Origin of the sequence: Thalassobacterium maritimum, assembly GCF_031127805.1 — a bacterium.
Taxonomy (GTDB): domain Bacteria; phylum Verrucomicrobiota; class Verrucomicrobiia; order Opitutales; family Coraliomargaritaceae; genus Thalassobacterium; species Thalassobacterium maritimum.
Genome location: NZ_JARXHW010000011.1, coordinates 34,349 through 52,413, shown reverse-complemented (window position 1 = coordinate 52,413; position 18,065 = coordinate 34,349). Strand labels below are relative to the sequence as shown.

The 18,065-nt window shown below is 54.1% G+C and carries 17 protein-coding genes; 13 read left to right on the top strand and 4 right to left on the bottom strand.

Annotation, left to right across the window (positions count from 1 at the left end):
- Positions 1-95 precede the first annotated feature (95 nt).
- A complete protein-coding gene (locus tag QEH52_RS06735) occupies positions 96-746 on the bottom strand; it encodes a lysophospholipid acyltransferase family protein (RefSeq protein ID WP_308949332.1) in 651 nt (216 codons plus the stop codon).
- 63 nt (positions 747-809) lie between these two features.
- Positions 810-1,472, bottom strand: coding sequence for a (d)CMP kinase (gene cmk / locus QEH52_RS06730; protein ID WP_308949331.1), 663 nt, complete (start codon positions 1,470-1,472; stop codon positions 810-812).
- Positions 1,473-1,773: 301 nt separating this feature from the next.
- Here cmk and QEH52_RS06725 point away from each other — a divergent pair, with 301 nt between their 5' ends.
- The 4 genes from QEH52_RS06725 (at position 1,774) to QEH52_RS06710 (ending at position 6,535) form a co-directional block, all read left to right on the top strand.
- Positions 1,774-3,807 carry a TonB-dependent receptor domain-containing protein gene (locus QEH52_RS06725; protein WP_308949330.1) on the top strand — a complete coding sequence of 678 codons (2,034 nt, stop codon included), beginning with the start codon at positions 1,774-1,776 and terminating at the stop codon, positions 3,805-3,807.
- Positions 3,808-3,881: 74 nt separating this feature from the next.
- A complete protein-coding gene (locus QEH52_RS06720; RefSeq protein ID WP_308949329.1) occupies positions 3,882-5,021 on the top strand; it encodes a PepSY-associated TM helix domain-containing protein in 1,140 nt (379 codons plus the stop codon).
- Between the two features lie 199 nt (positions 5,022-5,220).
- A complete protein-coding gene (locus QEH52_RS06715; RefSeq protein ID WP_308949328.1) occupies positions 5,221-6,120 on the top strand; it encodes a hypothetical protein in 900 nt (299 codons plus the stop codon).
- A 52-nt stretch (positions 6,121-6,172) separates the two neighbouring features.
- Positions 6,173-6,535, top strand: a complete 363-nt coding sequence (locus QEH52_RS06710; RefSeq protein ID WP_308949327.1) for a hypothetical protein — start codon at positions 6,173-6,175, stop codon at positions 6,533-6,535.
- A gap of 50 nt (positions 6,536-6,585) precedes the next feature.
- On the opposite strand, the gene QEH52_RS06705 is transcribed toward QEH52_RS06710, so the two are convergent.
- Entirely contained in the window at positions 6,586-7,257 is a 672-nt protein-coding gene (locus QEH52_RS06705) for a hypothetical protein (RefSeq protein ID WP_308949326.1), read from the bottom strand.
- A 257-nt stretch (positions 7,258-7,514) separates the two neighbouring features.
- Between QEH52_RS06705 and QEH52_RS06700 the strand changes: the two genes are divergently transcribed.
- The 9 genes from QEH52_RS06700 to QEH52_RS06660 all read left to right on the top strand — a co-directional run bounded on the left by QEH52_RS06700 (position 7,515) and on the right by QEH52_RS06660 (position 16,499).
- A complete protein-coding gene (locus tag QEH52_RS06700; protein WP_308949325.1) occupies positions 7,515-9,200 on the top strand; it encodes an SUMF1/EgtB/PvdO family nonheme iron enzyme in 1,686 nt (561 codons plus the stop codon).
- A gap of 27 nt (positions 9,201-9,227) precedes the next feature.
- The gene (locus QEH52_RS06695; RefSeq protein ID WP_308949324.1) at positions 9,228-10,295 is read left to right on the top strand and encodes a PstS family phosphate ABC transporter substrate-binding protein; all 1,068 of its coding nucleotides are present in this window, start codon (positions 9,228-9,230) and stop codon (positions 10,293-10,295) included.
- A 199-nt stretch (positions 10,296-10,494) separates the two neighbouring features.
- Positions 10,495-11,262, top strand: a complete 768-nt coding sequence (locus tag QEH52_RS06690; protein ID WP_308949323.1) for a DUF3450 family protein — start codon at positions 10,495-10,497, stop codon at positions 11,260-11,262.
- The gene (locus QEH52_RS06685; protein ID WP_308949322.1) at positions 11,259-12,689 is read left to right on the top strand and encodes a MotA/TolQ/ExbB proton channel family protein; all 1,431 of its coding nucleotides are present in this window, start codon (positions 11,259-11,261) and stop codon (positions 12,687-12,689) included. Before QEH52_RS06690 ends, QEH52_RS06685 begins: the two co-directional genes overlap by 4 nt.
- Positions 12,690-12,700: 11 nt before the next feature.
- Positions 12,701-13,402, top strand: a complete 702-nt coding sequence (locus tag QEH52_RS06680; RefSeq protein ID WP_308949321.1) for a MotA/TolQ/ExbB proton channel family protein — start codon at positions 12,701-12,703, stop codon at positions 13,400-13,402.
- Positions 13,399-13,803 carry an ExbD/TolR family protein gene (locus tag QEH52_RS06675; protein WP_308949320.1) on the top strand — a complete coding sequence of 135 codons (405 nt, stop codon included), beginning with the start codon at positions 13,399-13,401 and terminating at the stop codon, positions 13,801-13,803. Before QEH52_RS06680 ends, QEH52_RS06675 begins: the two co-directional genes overlap by 4 nt.
- 28 nt (positions 13,804-13,831) lie before the next feature.
- On the top strand, positions 13,832-14,497 hold the full coding sequence (locus tag QEH52_RS06670; protein WP_308949319.1) for an energy transducer TonB: 666 nt from the start codon (positions 13,832-13,834) through the stop codon (positions 14,495-14,497).
- A gap of 12 nt (positions 14,498-14,509) precedes the next feature.
- Positions 14,510-15,862, top strand: a complete 1,353-nt coding sequence (locus tag QEH52_RS06665; protein WP_308949318.1) for a tetratricopeptide repeat protein — start codon at positions 14,510-14,512, stop codon at positions 15,860-15,862.
- 178 nt (positions 15,863-16,040) lie between these two features.
- Positions 16,041-16,499, top strand: a complete 459-nt coding sequence (locus QEH52_RS06660) for an OST-HTH/LOTUS domain-containing protein (RefSeq protein WP_308949317.1) — start codon at positions 16,041-16,043, stop codon at positions 16,497-16,499.
- 143 nt (positions 16,500-16,642) lie between these two features.
- Here the strand turns inward: QEH52_RS06660 and aroA are convergent, their stop codons facing one another.
- Positions 16,643-18,004: a 3-phosphoshikimate 1-carboxyvinyltransferase gene (gene aroA, locus QEH52_RS06655; protein WP_308949316.1), complete on the bottom strand. Its 1,362-nt coding sequence runs from the start codon at positions 18,002-18,004 to the stop codon at positions 16,643-16,645.
- Positions 18,005-18,065: the final 61 nt, after the last annotated feature.

The following is an 18,065-nucleotide window of genomic DNA, read 5'->3' as shown; positions in this document are numbered from 1 at the left end:
TAGTTACGTATTTCCAAGTCATAAAAATTAACGCCAATTAACGTAAATTAACGGTTCAAAAGCGTCTCCAGCACTGGTTACGGTCCATTCACGGTTCAAACGATAGGTGTGATCGGCGGTTGTAGGGCGGCGATGCGTTGCATGATGCGGCGACTGGCTTCCAGGTAGCGTTCGGGGTGCGCTTTGCCGGGGTCGATTTCGGCGGTGGTCATGGGCGTGCCGTAGGCGATGTGAATGTGGCCACCGAGTTTGGGGGCTTTGGCGTTGCGGCCGTAGGCTTCGTAGGTGCCGAAGAGGCGGGTGGGGATGACGGTTGCTTTGGATTTGCAGGCGATCATCCCAGCGCCGGGTTTGGGCTCAGCCAGTTGGCCGTCGGCGGAACGTGTGCCTTCTGGATAGATGGCGACGGCGCCTTGGGCTTTGAGCGACTTAAAGATCGCTTTGAGCGACTTGATCTCCGCGTTTTCGCGGGCGACGGGAATGGTGCCGATCTCGACCAGTGCCTTGCCGAAGAGGCCCTTAAATAGGGTGTCGCGTGCGAAGTAGTTGATGGCCCGATGGTGACAGGCACCAATGGCGGGTGGATCGTAGAAGCTTACGTGGTTGGCCGCAAAAATGACGGCGCCTTCTTGGGGCACGTTTTCAAGGCCACTTTGCGTGTAGTCGTAGCAAGTGTTGAAGAACCAGTCTGCGGTGACGCGGACGACTTCGTAGAGTTTTGGGTTGGGAATGGAGCTGGTGGACATCACTGGGTGAAGGTTGGAATCAATGTTTGAGAGCTTTAGGTCTTGGGCGGGTGGGCGCAGTGCCTATTTCTCGATTAAAGTGGCGATTTTGTCGATCACCTCCTCTAAGGTGTGCGGGCCGGTGTCGATTTGAGTGGCCCCGTCGGGGCAGACCAGTGGTGCGGTTTTGCGGGAGGAATCCATCTTGTCGCGGGCGGCGATGGAGTCGGTCTGGCCCTCTTTAGCGCGGCGTGCGCTGCGGGTGGCCTCGTCGGCATGGAGGAAAAAGCGGTGTTCGGCATCCGGGAAAATGACGGAGCCGATGTCGCGGCCTTCCATGATCAGGCCGGCATACTTGTGCTCGCGGGCGAGTTCGGCCAGTGAGCGCTGGTAATCGAAGAGCTTCTGGCGCACGGCGGGCACGGCGGCGAATTTGGAGACGTTGGCGTTGACCTCGGGGGAGCGAATTTCGGCATCCGCCGGCACTTGACCGTTGATGCCGAGGCGTGCGCTGCGGCCTTCGATTTCGGTGCTGAGGCGGAGTGTGTCCAGCACTTGCGGGATCGTTTCCGGCTGTCCGGCATCCGCGCCGGCGGCGAGTAGAGCGTAGGTGAGCGTGCGGTAGTGCGAGCCAGTGTCCACGTGCATAAGGCCCAGTCGCGTGGCGAGACCCTTAGATGTGGAGGACTTTCCGACGGCTGCGCCGCCGTCCATTGCGATGATTTTAAACTGTGTGGAAACTGACATCGTCTCCAAGAAAACCGATAGTGGCTAAAGCTAAAGGCTAAAAGCGGTGGATTTACCGTCCAGCTCATTGCAGCTTGGTTTTGTGGGCTTGCTGCTTGTGCTACTCGTTGCCTTGAGCAGACGTGTAGCAGAGCTGCTTAACCTTTTCACTGATGATGCTAACTGGAATTATTGTCGATACTGAGTCTCATTAGTGTTGACGGGTGAGTTGATCTTATTTTTCAAGATTAGTTTTACGCAGCTTCGATGGAACCAGGTATTTTCTGCGCTTGGAGATTATGTCGCTGTTTCGTACAAAATTATGAAAAATCAACACCTATACACTAACTTACCCACTCACCGCAGCTTAGCGAAGCGGGCGCTTGGGGCATCCTGTATCGCTGCATCGCTTTCAATCAGTACCCTGCAAGCCGCAGAAAAAGTGGAAGAGCAGCTGAATACAGAGGAGCCAGAGCATTCGTTTGTGATTCCAGCTTATACGCTCACATCTGATGAGACGCATAACACCTTGAATGTGACCGAGCGCGACCTGAACTTACGTCAAGCAAATGACTTGGAGGATACGCTCTCGATTGACCCTAGTGTAACAGTGGGTGGTTCGAATCCTAAGGCACAGAAGATCTATGTGCGCAACTTGGGCGAGGGTTTGCTGAATATTAAAGTCGATGGTGCGACACAGTCGGGCGCTCTTTTTCACCACACGGGCCGAATCGCCATTGAACCGGAGCTTCTCAAGCAGGTTGAAATTCAGCCTGGCGTCGGGAGTTCGACTCAGGGCCCTGGAGCGCTTGGGGGAAGTGTTAATTTCGTCACCAAAGACCCAGAAGATTTTCTTAGTCCAGACCAACAAGTCGGTGCATTGATCAAAAATAGCTATTTTAGCAACACGGATGGCTACAAGGGCAGTGCCACGGTTTTTGGTCGTATCAGCGAAAACTGGACCAGCCTAGTGAGCTATGTCTATTCCGATCAAGGCGACCTTGAAGACGCGGATGGTGATTCGATTGAAGGTTCAGAAACGAAGCAAGAAGTGATCTTAGGCAAAGTGGTGGGTTATTTTGGCAATGGGCATACGCTTCGTATGAGCTTTGAAAATCTCGACGAAGAGGGTATGAAAACACAGAAGCCTGAGTGGGCGCCTGGTCCAGGAAACAGTTTGTATCCGATGGAAAGCACGCGGCAAACTGCGAGCCTTAATCATGAATTTGAACCGATTGACCTAGAATGGTTACATTTGAAGACACACTTGAGCTATACTACGGCTGACATCACTCAAGATGGTCCTTGGGGCGCTTACATTGGTGAGATCGAAAGCTATCAGTTCGACATTCGTAATATTCAGGCGATCCAGGAGCACAGTCTAGAGTATGGCGTTGATTATCGTAAGGATGAGGTCTACTTGGGGCCCTCAAGTGATCCGCATCTCGACAGCGAAGACGCCAGTGTCACAGGTCTGTTCTTGCAGGGGGACTTTCAAGTTTCCGACCCATTGAGTGTGAGTGCGGGAGCTCGTGCTGATTTCTATCAGTTAGAAGATCGCTTGGGGCAAGAGTTCGACCATGAGGGTATCAGCCCGAATATCGGATTTACTTACGAGTTTACACCCGAGTGGAGTTTGAGCGCCAGTTATGCGACGGCTTATCGCGGTCCGGACATCAATGATGCCTTTAAGCTTGAAGGTGCTACCAACGCGGCCGACATCGAAGCAGAAAGTGCTGAAAACTATGAATTCCGCCTGAAATATGCAAAAGATGGATTTAGTGCAGAAGCCGGCGCTTACTGGCATCACGTCGATGATCTTATTTCAACGTCACCAGATCCTTGGTCGAAAACGTATGACAATGTCGGCGAGCTCAAAACAGAAGGTTTTTTCGCTCGTGTATCGTATGGCACCGAAAGTTACAATGTGAGCTTACAGTATAATCAAGCGGACACCACTATCGATGGTAATACAGCGACACGTTACCAATATGGTTCGATTGTATCCAGTATTGGTAATACTTGGGTGTTGGATGCCTTTTGGACTCCAATCGATCAACTCGATGTGGGCTGGAACATCCGTCTTGTGGAAGAGATTAATGACATCGATTATCCCATGGAACCCGGTGCTGATATCGATAAACCTGGTTATGTCACTAATGACTTCTACCTACGCTGGCGACCAGAGTTCCTCGAAAATGTAACTGTGAACTTCACGGTGAAGAATGTTTTCGACGAGGACTATGTCAGTCATGGCAGTATGGAGGACATGCGCAGCATTCCAGGTTACGGTGCCGTCTATAGTGCTTCCGAGCCTGGCCGTGACTTCCGCATCTCGGTCTCGATGCTATTTTAGCATAAACGATTGTTATTTTTTCTGGGCTGGCTCATCAAGGTGAGCCAGCCCTTTTTTTAGATAATTAGACGACAATGAAATTTAGACGTATCATTTTTTGGCTACACCTGATCGCTGGAATCTTCACCGGAGTTCTTGTCGCTATCATGTCCTTTACGGGCATTGCGATCGCCTTTGAGGAGGAGATTCTGCAATGGGTGGATCGTGATCTGATTGGGCACGAGAGCGACGTGAGTGAAGTGCTCGAATTGGAAAGCCTGATTCAAACCGCCAAGGAGGCGCATCCAGAATTGGCCATCGACTTGATCCAAATTCCCAGTGATCCGCACGCTAATTACCAAGCTTTTGTGCGGTGGGAGGGGCCACTCTATATTAATCCGCATACTGGCGAAACCTTTGAAACCAAAAGTCACACAGCGCACGAAATTCTTCATACTTTAGAGGCGCTTCATCGCTGGCTCGCCTTCAGCGGTGATTGGCTTCAGGGCGGGCGTGTGGTGATGGGCACGGCTAACATTATTTTCGTCTTTCTATGTGTGAGCGGACTGTATCTGTGGTTTCCGCGTAAATGGAATTGGCGACAGATCAAACCAAGACTCCTTTGGAAGCGCAGGCTGAAGGGGAAGGCTCGAGACTATCGTTGGCACAATGTGATCGGCTTCTGGAGTCTGCCAGTTCTGGTGCTGCTCGCTGTGACGGCGATCGCGATCTCTTTTCGTTGGGGGCACGATCTGGTTTTTCAACTGTATGGCGAAACACCGCCAGAAGCTCGAAACTTTGGCATGATGGCTGTCGAACCTGCCAGTTTCCCGGCTCCAGATACATCGGCAGATCGACTGCCTTTAGAGGCTTATGTCAACACATTGGCCGATGCTTATCCGAACTGGGAAGCGCTCGGCATTCATTTGCCGAGTGAGGAAGCGCTCGAATCCAGAGATGTTTCCCTGAAGACCTTTGTCATCTTTCCTGACTCTATGCCAAGCCGGGCTTACATGCCTGTGGAGCTCGATCCCTTTACTGGTAATATTCTTCAAGCAACGCATTTCAATGACCGTAGCGCAGGTTTGCGTGCGCGCATTTGGGTGCGTTTCTTGCACACTGGCGAAGCCTTTGGGCTCATCAGTAAAGTGATCGCCTCGATCGCATGTTTTGGGGCACTGCTTTTAGTCTACACCGGTTTCAGTCTCTCTTGGCGGCGATTCTTTAAGAATTAACTGGTTTCTCGGACTTAATATTCCTCAGTCTTTGAATGTACTTTGAACAGCTTAGAGCGTTTAGAATGTGTAAATAGAGAAGCATAGGCTTGCAATTGCGACTGGATCGCATTTGCTACTCATATTGTCAATATTGAGACTCAGTATCATGCATGACTGCGGTCAGCATTGGGTCACATCTGTCATCCCAAACGCTTCCATGGACGAATATAATCGAGCACAAACTTACAACAATCGCAGCGGGTTCACTTTCCCTGAGGCACCTTATTCGCGCTTACGGTATTGCTTTGAAACGACTCGCGAGGGCTACATTCCCTTGATGGATCATTGGGACTACGTTTTGAACTGCCTCAGTCGCCTGCCTGAGTTATTTGTGCAGTTGGATCAAGCCTGTGGACGTATGACTGTACGGCTGCAACGTGATGATTTACTCGCTTCGATCGCGGGGCAATTTTCTAGCAGTGCTTTGATTCCTGCGCCTGATTATGAGGGCTGGGAGCGTGCTACTGCGAAATTAGAGGCCTGTGCCTGCTGCGGTTCCCCAGGGGGCGTACAGCTTTTAAATGAATATGGGGCTCAATTTTTACAGCTGAGTGCCTCGAATGATTTGGCGCCGTCGGGCTGGGCGTCTGTGCTGGGGGACATCGCGCTGGATGCGCCCCTTCCGGAGCGCGGGGCGACGGTTCCGAGTCGCGACTGGGGGCGTCTGCTCTGTCCGGATGCGGCCATCGAGCAGAGCTACTGTGGGGGTAATTGCTTTCCGCCTCTGGCGGCGGCTAATAAAGTTGGTCTACCTTTAGAGGTAACAGCGCGGCGCTACGAAGTGAGCTTAGTGCACACTTACGTGTTCGAACGTTTTGAACGCGAAGGCTATTGGGCGCATTGCTATGGATCCTATGGAGGTTTCAGCTTAGACCTTTATGCAGTGAAGCGAACGGTTTTGCATGATGATGGTGGTCGTCTTGCTTGGCTTCTATTGGGCGATGGAGATGCTGTACTTTACGAATTGCGCGCAGCACGAGAAGTCGCTGCAGAAACTGCTTGGCAACAAATTATGCAGACTCGTTTGAAATCAGAAGGAGGGCAAAGTGAGAGCTAACTTAAGTATTTATCACAATTGCAATGAGGGTGAGGCGTGGGCATCGGCATTTATGCTTTATCGGCATGCTCAAGATTGTGGCGTGCAGGCAGAAATGTGCGAACTGTCGAGTCTGGGGGAGGAGCGCTTGAGAAATGGCGGCTATTCAGTGTTTATTTTGACACACTCGGGACTGCGTTCGCTGCAGAAGCGTATGCAGGCGGCCAATCTGTGGTTGGATCGACTAATCTATTCCATTCTCGTTTTAGGCGATCCCCTTGGTGCTCACTCCGCCGCTGGACTTGATGCCTGCCTTAGCGAAAAGGGTGCTGTATCTGTGTTGGATTCGCTGGAAGTGGATTTCTTTAAAGCACGAGTCATTGCGGATTGGGAAGACTGTGTGCTGCAATTGGCGACCGACCTGCAAGCGAGTTAAGCTGAGCGTTGTCTGAGGTCTGGCGCGTTTGTTAGGAGAGCAGCTGTTAATTAGCGGAGAGCACGCGTCGTGTCGGGAAGCTCTGGGGCACCCTTGTCTTTGGTCGCCAGGGCTAAGTGGCGTTCGCGTGCAAACATATCTTCTTCCCACTGCTCGAGTTCGGCTTCTTTTTGGATGAGTTGATTCATGCGATCCAACAGATCTTCTTCCATTTTGAGTAAATCAGCTTCGCGCATGTCGATTTGGTTCTGTAGGCTGGCTTGCTCGATTTGCTGCTGATCGAGCTGCCGCTTGAGTTGCTCTAAGGTCGTGCGGTCTGCCGTGACTATTTCGACTGTTTTGAGAGCTTGGTCGAGTTTGAGATGTAAGCGCTTTTTTTCCTTACGTAATTCGGAAATCAGACTTTCAAGTTGTTCAATCTGGCCCGCTGCGCGCGAGAGGAATCGCGGCCCTTTATTGAGCGTTCCTTTTTGAGTGCTCACGTAAGCGCTGGGTTCCAGATCATCGATTTTGAGCCCAAAGGTGGCAGTTAAATCGGGGTACTCTAAATTCGGTCCTACTGTGAGTAGATTTCGTCGTTTCCGATCCGGTGACTCCAGTAATACTACATAGTCTACATCGCGATCCGTAAATAGGGCTTCGACAGCTTTTCGCTTAGAGCGATCTACGCTCTTGAGCAAAGTTTCCCGGCTGATTTCTCTAATTGTATGATCTGTGCTCATTCGCTCTGCTTTCCATTCTGGCTAAAAGTCTACTGCAGTAGGGGAAGAGTTTGATAACATCAACCTCCGACCTGCTAAGAGTAGTTATTTAACGTATTTGACACTTAGTATTCGATATATGAATACGGTATGGGATGTGAAAAAGTTACGATTATGTCCGTTAGATGTCGATTGAGTGAAGTTTTTATTCACTCACCTATGTTCGCTCGACACCTTGATTTCTTTGAATCAGCAACTTGATGTCTAGGGAATATTAGATGAGTAATTCGAATAAAAAAAGCGTGCTGATGGATCTGTCTGATGCAGGTGGGTCAAATGAAAATCAGCGAACAATATCCGTTGTTTGGCTGTGCCTGGGCGCGTTGTTACTTTTTGCAGCCGGTTTGTATGCCTTTTTATCTATTTCAGGTCAGGGCGAGATTGCGGAGACTTCTTTGGAGCAGTCGAAGGGGGCGCAGCCTGTGGAGCCTGCTGTCTCTCTGGCGTCAGAGGTCGTTGCAGTCCCTCTGAGTGTTGAGACTGAGGTGGCGGAAGCTCAGGCAGAGTCGTCCGATTTGTCGGAGTCCCTCGAGTCGAAAAGTGTAAACGATGCCTCTGAGATGGTTCCTTTGATGCAAGTTGGCCAAGCCCATGAGCGGCATGTCGCAGAAGTGGATGCTGCAACACATTTGAGTGAGATCGAAGCGATCACAGAGCAAATTGCCGCGGAACTCGCGAGCACTACTAGCGATCATGCCATCGAGGCGCTTGCTTTTCAGTTGGAAGAAGCGCGTGCTTTGAATTCGGATCAGTCATCGATTCTTATGTTGGAGACGGCGTATGCTCAGGCTTTGTCAAAGCAAGGGATCGCGAGCATTCGTCGTGATTTTGCGCGGCTTGATAAGCTTGCTCAAGAGCAAGCTATGCAGAATTACGCGACTCTAGAGTGGCAGCAATACTTGGAACAAGTAGAACATGCTGAAGGCCTTGCGACTGAGGCAGGGCCCTACGCGATGCTTAAAGCATATCAGCAGGCCTATGAATCGGGAAAGCAATTTGAGCAGGTGAGCTTAAAGAATTTATCAGCTCTGGCTCAGCGTGCGATGAGCCAGTCGGAGCCTGCCCGTGCGGTGGAACTGTATCAGAAATTACGCTTACTGGATTCCGATAACGCCGAGGCGCTTTCGTATTTACACCAGCATGCTTATGCGGCTGGTGAGCGGGTGCATGTTGCCCCATTTGGAATTAGAATGCGAATGGTGCCGGCGGGGAACTATACGATCGGAACGCCTGAGTTGGAGTTTCAGCGTGATGCGGATGAGCACTTGCATTCGGTTACACTGACTCGCGCCTATTATATTGCCGAGACCGAACTGACTCAGGGGCAGTGGATGGCAGTCATGGGGGAGTTGCCACAACAAATGCGCAATGATGCTTCAGCTAGAGGTGATACGCTTCCTGTGCATTCAGTCACATGGACTGAAGCCGTCAATTTTTGTGAGCAGCTATCCGCGCATTCGGATTCGATGCAATACCGGCTTCCGAGCGAGGCGGAGTGGGAAATTGCCTGTCGTGCGAATCAACAAGCTGCCTACAATACTGGATCGAATCAATTGAGCTTGCAACAGGCGAACGTGTTTGATCCCAAGTCGCCTCGTAATCATGATCAAGCGCTCCCTGTCGCTAGTTATCAGCCGAACGATTGGGGCTTGTATGACATGCATGGCAATGTCTGGGAATGGTGTCATGATTGGCTCGCTGATTACTCCCAACTAGGTCCTGTCGATCCGATGAACGTTGAAGGTGGGAATGCGGCCGATGAAAATCTGCGCACCAAAGTCCTGCGCGGTGGTTCCTACTATGACGAGGCCCCACTCAGCCGTTCCGGGAACCGTTGGAGTTATGCGCCGAGTGTAGCCACCCAATACATCGGCTTCCGTATCGCATCTACGGCTCAGTTTTAATTTTTCAATTACTTACGTAAACTTGCTATGAAACATACCTACACAAGTCTGGGCTCCGCCTTTTTGCTGGCGATTGCACTTTTATCCGGATGCCAAGAAGGCAATCGAAAGCAGGCGGCCACTCCGCTGGGCCAATCAGCTACAAGCCGCCAATCGGTCGCAGTCACTGCAAGTCCCGCGGTGATGACGCCGCAGCCGGTGCCTGCGATCCACGCAGTGAGTGCTCCGTACCCTGCCTATTCGGTGCAGGTGCCATTGCAGGGGTATTTGAGGAGTATTGGCTCGGATACGATGGATGAACTGTTGGCGGAGTGGGAGGCCGAGTTAGGTCGATTTCAAACCGGGCTTCGTTTTCGACATGAGGGGAAGGGGTCTTCGACCGCGATCCCTGCTCTGTTGGAGCAGCGTTCCGACATTGGCCCGATGAGCCGTGTGATGAAGGGCGATGAGAGCGCACGCTTTGAGCAAGCTTTTGGTTACAAAGCAACACAGTTAGCAGTCGCAGTGGATACGCTGGCTGTGTATGTCCACCCAGATAATCCAATACTAGAGACGGGGCTATCGCTGGAGCAAATCGCGGCTATATTTAGCGAATCAGACTCTCCGATTCAGCGTTGGGGGCAACTTGGTTTAACAGGACCGTGGAGCAATGCGCCGATCCGACTCCATGGTCGCAATCCAGCCTCCGGTACCCACGCCTTCTTTAAGTCACATGCACTGAACGGAGGCACCTTTCGCGAGAGTTTAACAGAGCATGCGGGGAGTGCCGAGGTGGTGCGCCATGTGGGCATGGATCCTTATAGTATCGGGTATTCCGGGATTGCATATAAAACGGCAAACGTGGCGACGCTTCCCCTGCAGGCAGCGGATGGCAATTTTGTAAACGCCAATAAGCGCAATGCGGCTCGCGGTATTTATCCCCTGACACGTAGTTTATATGTGATTCTCAATATCAATCCTGAGCAAGGGCCTACCGATCTACAGAAAGAGTTCCTACGCTTCGTTTACAGTCGTGAAGGGCAGCAGATTGTAGAGCAAGTTGGCTACTTTCCCATTGATCCAGCCATTGCGCAGCAAGTATTGCAGCAGTATTAGTTTAGCTGGGCCCATGCATTCATGGGCACTGAAATGAGTCGTGCATTGCAATTCTCAATTGCAATGCTGGTAGTGAGACTCAGTATCATGCTTGACCTGTTTGAGGCGAGCTCGCATTTTGCGGGCGGATTATTCAAACGCAGGCCGTTTTTCGAGGAGCTCCCTCGAGGATCGCGATGCTGGAACCACTCACTTTATTATGAAACGACTAACACTTGCGCTGATGAGCGCATATATATCCGTAGCCAGTGCCTCGCCCGAGGCGCTCGACGACGTGCGTACGACGATCGGCGAGTGGGCCACTGCTGAGAAGGCGATCTCGCGCGAATCTCTGCAATGGCAGGAGGAACGAGTGTTACTGGAAGATCTTTTAATTGTCGCGGACAAGCGGGTGGCCAAATTGGAAGCCATCATTGAAGAGCACGAAGGCTTTGTTTCGACTGCAGATGCCAAGCGTCTGGAGCTCTTGGACCAAAGTGAGCGAGTCGCCGCGGATGTGCAGCAGATCGAAAGTTTTCTGGTTAAAATGGAGCGCGGGCTGCGCGAGTTGAAGCCGCGCTTGCCAGAGCCCTTGCAGGAAGAGTTGGAGCCGGTTTATCAGCGCCTCCCTCTGCAGGCGGACGAAACGACTCTCGGTTTGGGCGAGCGCATGCAGTCTGTGGTGAACCTGCTGGGCAAGATTCGTGAGTTTGACGCCAAGATTTCCTTGAGTGAAAGCATCCGCGCGCTGCCGGGCAGTGAGGTGGAAGTTTCCTTCCGCACGCTGTGGGTTGGTCTGGGGCAGGCTTACTACCTGGCGCCAAACGATGCGGGCTATGGCAAATTAGGCACGGCGGGCTGGGAGTGGCACTCGCAGCCGGAATTGGCCGCCAAGATTCAGGAGTGCATCGCACTGGTGGAAGGCCGCAGCACCGAGCCGAAGTTAATTGAGCTGCCAGTTGCACTGAAAGAAGGGGCTGTGAAATGAATGGGTCTATCAACACTTTTAAACGCGGGCTAAAGCACCGCGCTACTTTTCCGGTCATTGCGCTCGCACTCTTACTCGGCTCTTTGAGCGCGTCCGCGCAAACGCTGGAACAAATCACCCAGGCACGCGAAGCGAAGCTCGAGGCCTCTTTGCAAGAGTTGCACGCTTTACGCGAATCGATCCAAGCTGAGCGCTTGCCGCTGACGCGTGACTTGAATGCGACCCATGCCAAAGCGGATGAACTGGAGGACGAAGTCGCACGTGTGCGTCGCCTCAAGGACAGTCAAAGCGTGGAGCTGGAGACCCTGCGCGAGCGGGTGACCGGGCGTCAGCGCGAAGTCGACTATGTGACACGCACCTTGATGCCTAGCTATTTGGCCAATTACGAGGCCGCGCTCTCGGTAGGCGAGCTGGAGACGGTGGGCGAGAGCATCCGTGAGTATAATCTATATCTTGAAAATGCCGATGCCAGTGAGGCGGACAAGCTGGCCGCTGGTTTGACGCTGATGGCGGATTCGCTGCAGCAGCTGGAGTCACTGCTGGGCGGGCAAATCTATGCCGGTAATGCGCTCACGCCAGAGGGCACCTTGCTCGCTGGGGATTTCGTGCAGGTGGGCCCCTTGCTCTACTTTGGAGCCAGTGATCAATCCACCGCCGGCTTCGCACTCGCCTCACGCTCCGAGCGTGCAGATTTGCACCCTCTGGAGGACGAGGCGGCCGGAGAGATCTTTACCGTGCTGTCCTCCGGCTCTGGCCAGCTGCCGGTCGATCCCACCTTGGGCGACGCGCTCGCAGTCGAGCAAGCCAAGGACAGCATTCCCGAGCACCTGGTCAAGGGCGGTGTCTGGGTCTATCCAATCCTCGCCTTCGCCCTCGTGGCCACGGTCGTGTCGATTTTCAAAGCACTGCAAGTCTTCTCGGTGCGTCATCCGCAGCCACTGGTCATCCACGATATTATCAAGCACTTACGCGCAGGCGAGAAGCCAGCCGCCCTAGAGCTTGCGAAGGCGCAGCCGCAGCCCACGCGTGAAATGCTGGTCATGGCCGTCGAACATGCCGACGAATCGACCGAGATGGTCGAGGAGGTGATGTATGAGGCCATGCTCACCACACAGCCGAAGCTGGAGCGCTTTCTCAATGTGATCGCAGTCACCGCCGCGGCGGCACCCTTGCTGGGGCTGCTGGGCACAGTGACGGGGATTATTAAAACCTTCCGCCTGATGACCGTCTTCGGTGCGGGCGATCCCAAGCCCCTGATTTCTGGTATCTCGGAAGCGCTGATCACCACCGAGCTCGGTCTGATTCTCGCGATCCCTGCCTTGGTGATGCATGCGATGCTCTCACGCAAGGTGGCTGGTATCATGGCACGCCTGGAGAAGACGGCTGTGACTTTCGTCAATGGCCTCTCCCGCAGCAAGCCTGAGTAAGATTGTTCGCTATGTTTGGAATACTCGCAGTTCTCGAATCGAATGCACCGGAGAAAATTCCGGTGGATTTGCTCGATTACGCCCTCGGCATTTGGTCCAGCGGGGGCTGGCTGATGCTGCCGCTACTGCTCTTGACCATTTTTATCTATGCCACCGCGTTGAATCTATTTTGCCGCGTGCACTTTCACTTTCTGCTTAAGGGGCGTATTCATAACTTGGATGCGAGCACCCTTGCCCGCTCACAGGAAGAGTCGGTGGTCTTAGCGCGCAAGCTGGTCAACTACGGGGCGCTGAGTGCTGAGGAGGTGCGGCGTCATTTTGAAGCTGTGCGCAACGAGTATCTACCCTTCGTGGATCGCCGGATACGTTTTCTAGGCATCATTATCACAGCCGGTCCGCTACTGGGCCTGCTCGGCACGGTGACAGGTATGCTGTCGACCTTTGACGGTATGCTGGTGGTCGCGGGCAACCGCTTCGATAGCATTGTGACAGGTATTTCAGAGGCATTAATCACCACCCAGACCGGTCTCATTATCTCGATCCCCGCCATCGTCATCCTTTCGCTGATTGTGCAGCGCCGCAACGCCCTGGTGCTCGCGATCGCCCGCTTGGAGCGCTATAATACACGGCTGGCCCTGCGCGCCGACTGTCCCGTGCCGGCGCAACTCGAACGCTTTAAGGCCGCCATCGGAAAATCAAAAAGTAAATCATGAAACGTCGCCGCTTACTCTATGCTTCTGAAACGAAGAGTGAAGAGATCAATGTCTCTCCACTGATCGATATCGTTTTCATTTTGCTGATTTTCTTCATTGTGACGACCGTCTTCGTGGAAGAGACCGGCGTGGAGGTCAGCCGTCCGCAGGCCGCCTCGGCCAGCATGTTGGAAAAAAACTCAATCCTCATCGCCATCACATCCGAGGGCAACGTCGTATATGGCGGCCGCGAGATCGGGCTCAGTGGCGTGCGTGGCACGGTGCAGCGATTACTGAAAAGCGATGAGATGCCCGTGATCGTGCAAGTGGACAAGGCCGTCTCGATCGAGCTCTACACCAAGGTACACGATGCCGCGCTGCTAGCCGGTGCCAAGCGTATCAGCATGGCCACGACGCACTAAGACTGGAGCGCTGAAAACTGAATTTATAATGTCACAAGAATTTCCCAGGCAAAATTGGAAGTGGGCGCCCTATCTCGCGATCGGGGGCGCCTGTCTCTTGGCGGTGCTACTGTTCTTGTTGATCCCTCTTACGCAAATGTTGAATTCGCCCAAGCCACCACATCTGATGGTGCGCGAGATGCAGTTGAGCGCCCTGCCGCCGCCTCCAGCGACACCTCCACTACCCGAAGAAACACCTCCGCCCGAGCCACAACAGGTGGTGCAGGATATGCCGAGTGAGCCCACGCCGATTGATTTGCCCCTGTTGGATGTGGACTTGAGCCCCGGTAATGCCGATGCCATCGCAATGGGCGCGCCGATGCCCAGCTTGCAGATGCAGACCGATACCATTGCTGACATTCAAAAGATGTTCAGCTTCGACGACCTGCCCGAAGTGCCGCGCCTCGTCAATACACCCAACTTCCGTTTTCCTCCCAATTTGGCGCGTAGAGGTGTGGACAAGGGCAAGGTGATCGTCGAGATCGACATCCTACCCAACGGCTCCGCCAAGTTGCGGCGCATTGTGTCCTCGACTCATGTCGAGCTGGAGGAGGTTGCCAGAAAGATCATCGCCCGTGCCCGCTTTACCAAACCGATGGTCGGTGGCGTGCCGCAAACCGTGCGCGGCTTGTTCCCACTTGTGCTGCAAAATTAAGAATCAATCCTTATGAAACGCTTCTCTACATTATATCTTGTATCTTCGCTACTCACTCTGTCCTTGAGTCATGCGGCCGTCCCTTTTCAGCTGACCGATTCCAGTCCCGGCAGCGCCGAGTTTCGTGAGCGCTTTTTAGGCAATTACGGCATGCTCTCCGAGCTCGAGCCTAGCGTGAGCGTTCAGGACAAGCCGCTGTTTGTACGGGTGGAGCCCTTTCTACGCAATAACCCCCAGCAGGCGATTCAAGTGCTGGAGTCGGCCTTGAATAATGAGTCGAGCCCCGCCTTTCGCTTTCTGTTGGGCAGCTTGTATTACCAGACCAGCCGCTATGGACAGGCCGAGCAAAATTTGCGCATGGCAGTCAAAGCTTTTCCTGATTTTCGCCGTGCCTATCGCACGCTCGGCTTGATCTATGTGCAGAACAACCGCTACCCCGAAGCCATCACCGCTTGGCTGAAAGTCATCTCACTGGGCGGGGGCGATGCGCAGAGCTATGGTTTGTTAGGCTATGCTTACCTGACCGAAGGCAAATATCAGAGCGCGCTCAGTGCCTATCAAATGGCGCGTATGTTTAAGCCCGACAGCGTCGACTTCCGTCGCGGCGAAGCCCAATCGCTGCTTGAGACCGGGCAATATCGCCAAGCCGCCGCGCTCTTCGAAGAGTTGATCGCCGAGCAACCCACCGTGCCCGACACATGGTTACTGCAGGCCAATACCTTTTTACAATTAGAGCGCTACGACGAGGCGATTGCGAATCTCGAAGTCGTGCACAGCATGGGCGCCGGCTCCCGCGACAGTCGCTTTCTGCTCGGTAACTTGTATCTACGCGCGGAGAACTATCGGCCCGCGCTGCAGGCCTATCAGGCCGGCTTAGCTCAGCCCGGCGAGCTCAATGTCACCTCCGCGCTCAAGCCACTTGATTATTTGATCGGTCGCGGCCTCATCGCCGAGTCGCGGGTCTATTTGCAAGATTTGCAACAACGCTTGCCCGCGACACTCACGCCGGAGCAACAAGATCAGCTCGCCCTCGCCGAGGCGCAAATCGAGCGTCGCAGTGACGATTCCGCCGCAGCCATGGCCGTCTTAAAGCCATTGGTGGAACGCAACCCCTTACAAGGCGAGGCCTTATTGTTGATTGCCGAGCTCGAACTCGAAGCCGAGCATTACGAAGAAGCCGTATTTTATTTGCAGCGTGCCCAATCCTTGCCCGAGCACAAGGTCGATGCCTTAGTCGCCCTTGGTCGCCTCGAAGTGGCCCGCGACGACTTTGCCGCGGCGCTCAAGCATCTGCGCGCCGCGCAGGAAATAGAAGCCCGCACAGGCGTCGCCCGCTACATCCGCTCGATCGAGCAAGCGTTGTAAGGCATCGTGGACTTAGGCCTTCTTCTCGAATTGCTAGACTCTGGTTCTGTGGTATAGCCAGCGATCGCTGGCTTCGTGTTGCGCCGCCGTCAGGTATAAATAGTCTCGTTTTGGGGACGTTCGTGCCTCAATCTGCAGCCTATGGATACCCCACATAATTAGATTCACCCCGCTGGCCATGCGCTTGCGAGAAGAGAGCAAACAAGTCTTCGGCTTCGGCGGCAAGAACACGCCCGGGCCCTTTATTTCAAGCTGCACGAAGTTCTTCTATTTAGAAGAGGCTGAGGCGGGAGCCGCTCAAGCTCAACTGAAGGCGGACTCCGTTGAGCAATTGAAGCAGAATACCAAGCTTATGAATATTCTGCGTTCTGCGGTGAAGGCGGCTGAGAATGACGAGGGCTGGGCGCGCTTAGGACCGGTGGGCTCGTATATCACCAATCAAGGGCCCTTTGATCATAGAACCTATGGCTTTAAGAAGCTGAGCGATCTGTTTCGAGCAATCGACCTCTTTCAGGTGCGCGAGAATAAGACCGCGAATCAAGTCGTGGTCGAAGTCAAATTAGGCAAAGGCGCGCCTAAAAAGAAGGCGGCCAAGAAAAAGGTCGCGAAGAAATACGCGAAAAAGGCGGGTGCCTGATTGTTGAGTCTGCCTGCGAAGGCTCTGGGCCGTCAATAAGCGACGCATGGGTGAACACCGCGTCTGAGAAGTGGCTCGGCAGCTAGGTTCTATGCTCTATGAGCATAGGCATTGATGGAGAATGGCTGCTCTAGATTGTTCGTTTAACTGCTGGCTGCACGCATCGTCTCCAGGGCCTCGAAGAAATTGGGGAAGGTTTTACCGCAGCAGGCGGGATCGTTGATCGCCAGCCAGGGCTGGCCGTCTTCGAGTAGGTCGAAACTGCCGAGGATGCCGAAACTCATCGCGAAGCGGTGGTCCTCGTAGGTGTCTATGGTCAGCAGTTTGCCCTCGTTGCGGGCCTTGAGTGCGCGGGCGCGTAGTTCGTTGGGCTTGATCGATACGGTGAGGGCCTCGGGCTCTTCTTTGACGAGTTGCCCCAGCTTGGAGAGCTCCGCAGCCATGCCGGCGATGCGGTCGGTCTCTTGTAGGCGGGTGTGCCCAATGCCGCAGATGCGCACGGAGCCGCCGAGTAGGGGAGCGATCGCCGCGTAGGTCAGAAAAGTGTCGGAGATGGTGTTGAAGTCGATCTCGCGGTGGCCGCGCTGGATGTCGCGCGGATCGGTGCAGGCAACGGTCCATTCGTTGTTCTCGGCATCCACGCGCAAGCCGTGATGACTGAGCACGTCCACGAAGTGGGCATCGCCTTGCAGCGGATCGTTGCCGACCTTGGGGATTTTGAGTGTGCCGCCTTGGATCAGGGTGAGTGCCAGAAAGTAGCTGGCTGCGGAGAGATCGGGCTCGATGGCGTAGCTGCCGGGGCTGCTGTATTGAGTGGGCTCCAGGGTGTAGCTGCCGGTGTCGTCGGCTTCGAGAGCTTGGGCGCCGAAGGCTTCGCGCAGTTTGAGTGTGATCGCGACATAGAAGGGGCGCACGTTGGGGCAGCTGAGCGTGGTGGGGGCGCTGCCAGCGGGGGCGGAGAGGAGCAGTGCGGATAGGATTTGACTGCTGCTGCTGGCGTCGACCTCGACCGAGCCACCGCGATAGCCCTTGGCTTTGAGGGTGAAAGGGAAATGGCCCGCTTCACCGTGAAATTCAAATTCTGCAGCGTCGAGCGCGACTAGTGCGTCGAGCAGGCCCGCCATGGGGCGCTCGCGCATGGCGGGGTCGCCGTCGAGCTTGTAGCTGCCGCCTTCGGCGAGTGCGAGAAAGGCAGTGAGAAAGCGTGCCGCCGTGCCAGCGTTGCCAATGTGGAGCTCCGCTTCTTTGACGGGGATGGAGCCGCCTTCGCCGCGTACGGTAATGGTGTGGGCCGCTTCGTCGGCGCTGACTTGGAAGCCGAGTGTCTCCAGCGCGGCTAGCATGATACGGGTATCGCGGCTGAAGAGTGCGCCTTCGAGACGGGTGGTGCCGTTTGCCAGTGCGGCGAGGATCAGTGCACGGTTGGTGATGCTCTTGGAGCCGGGCAGCTCAATGCTGGAATCGACGGCTTGTGTGAAAGGCTGGATTGGTAGTGGGTCGGACATGTCGTTGAGCTGCGGAATATAAGATGCGCGGTGCGGTGATAAGCTTGTGTGCCAAGTTCGG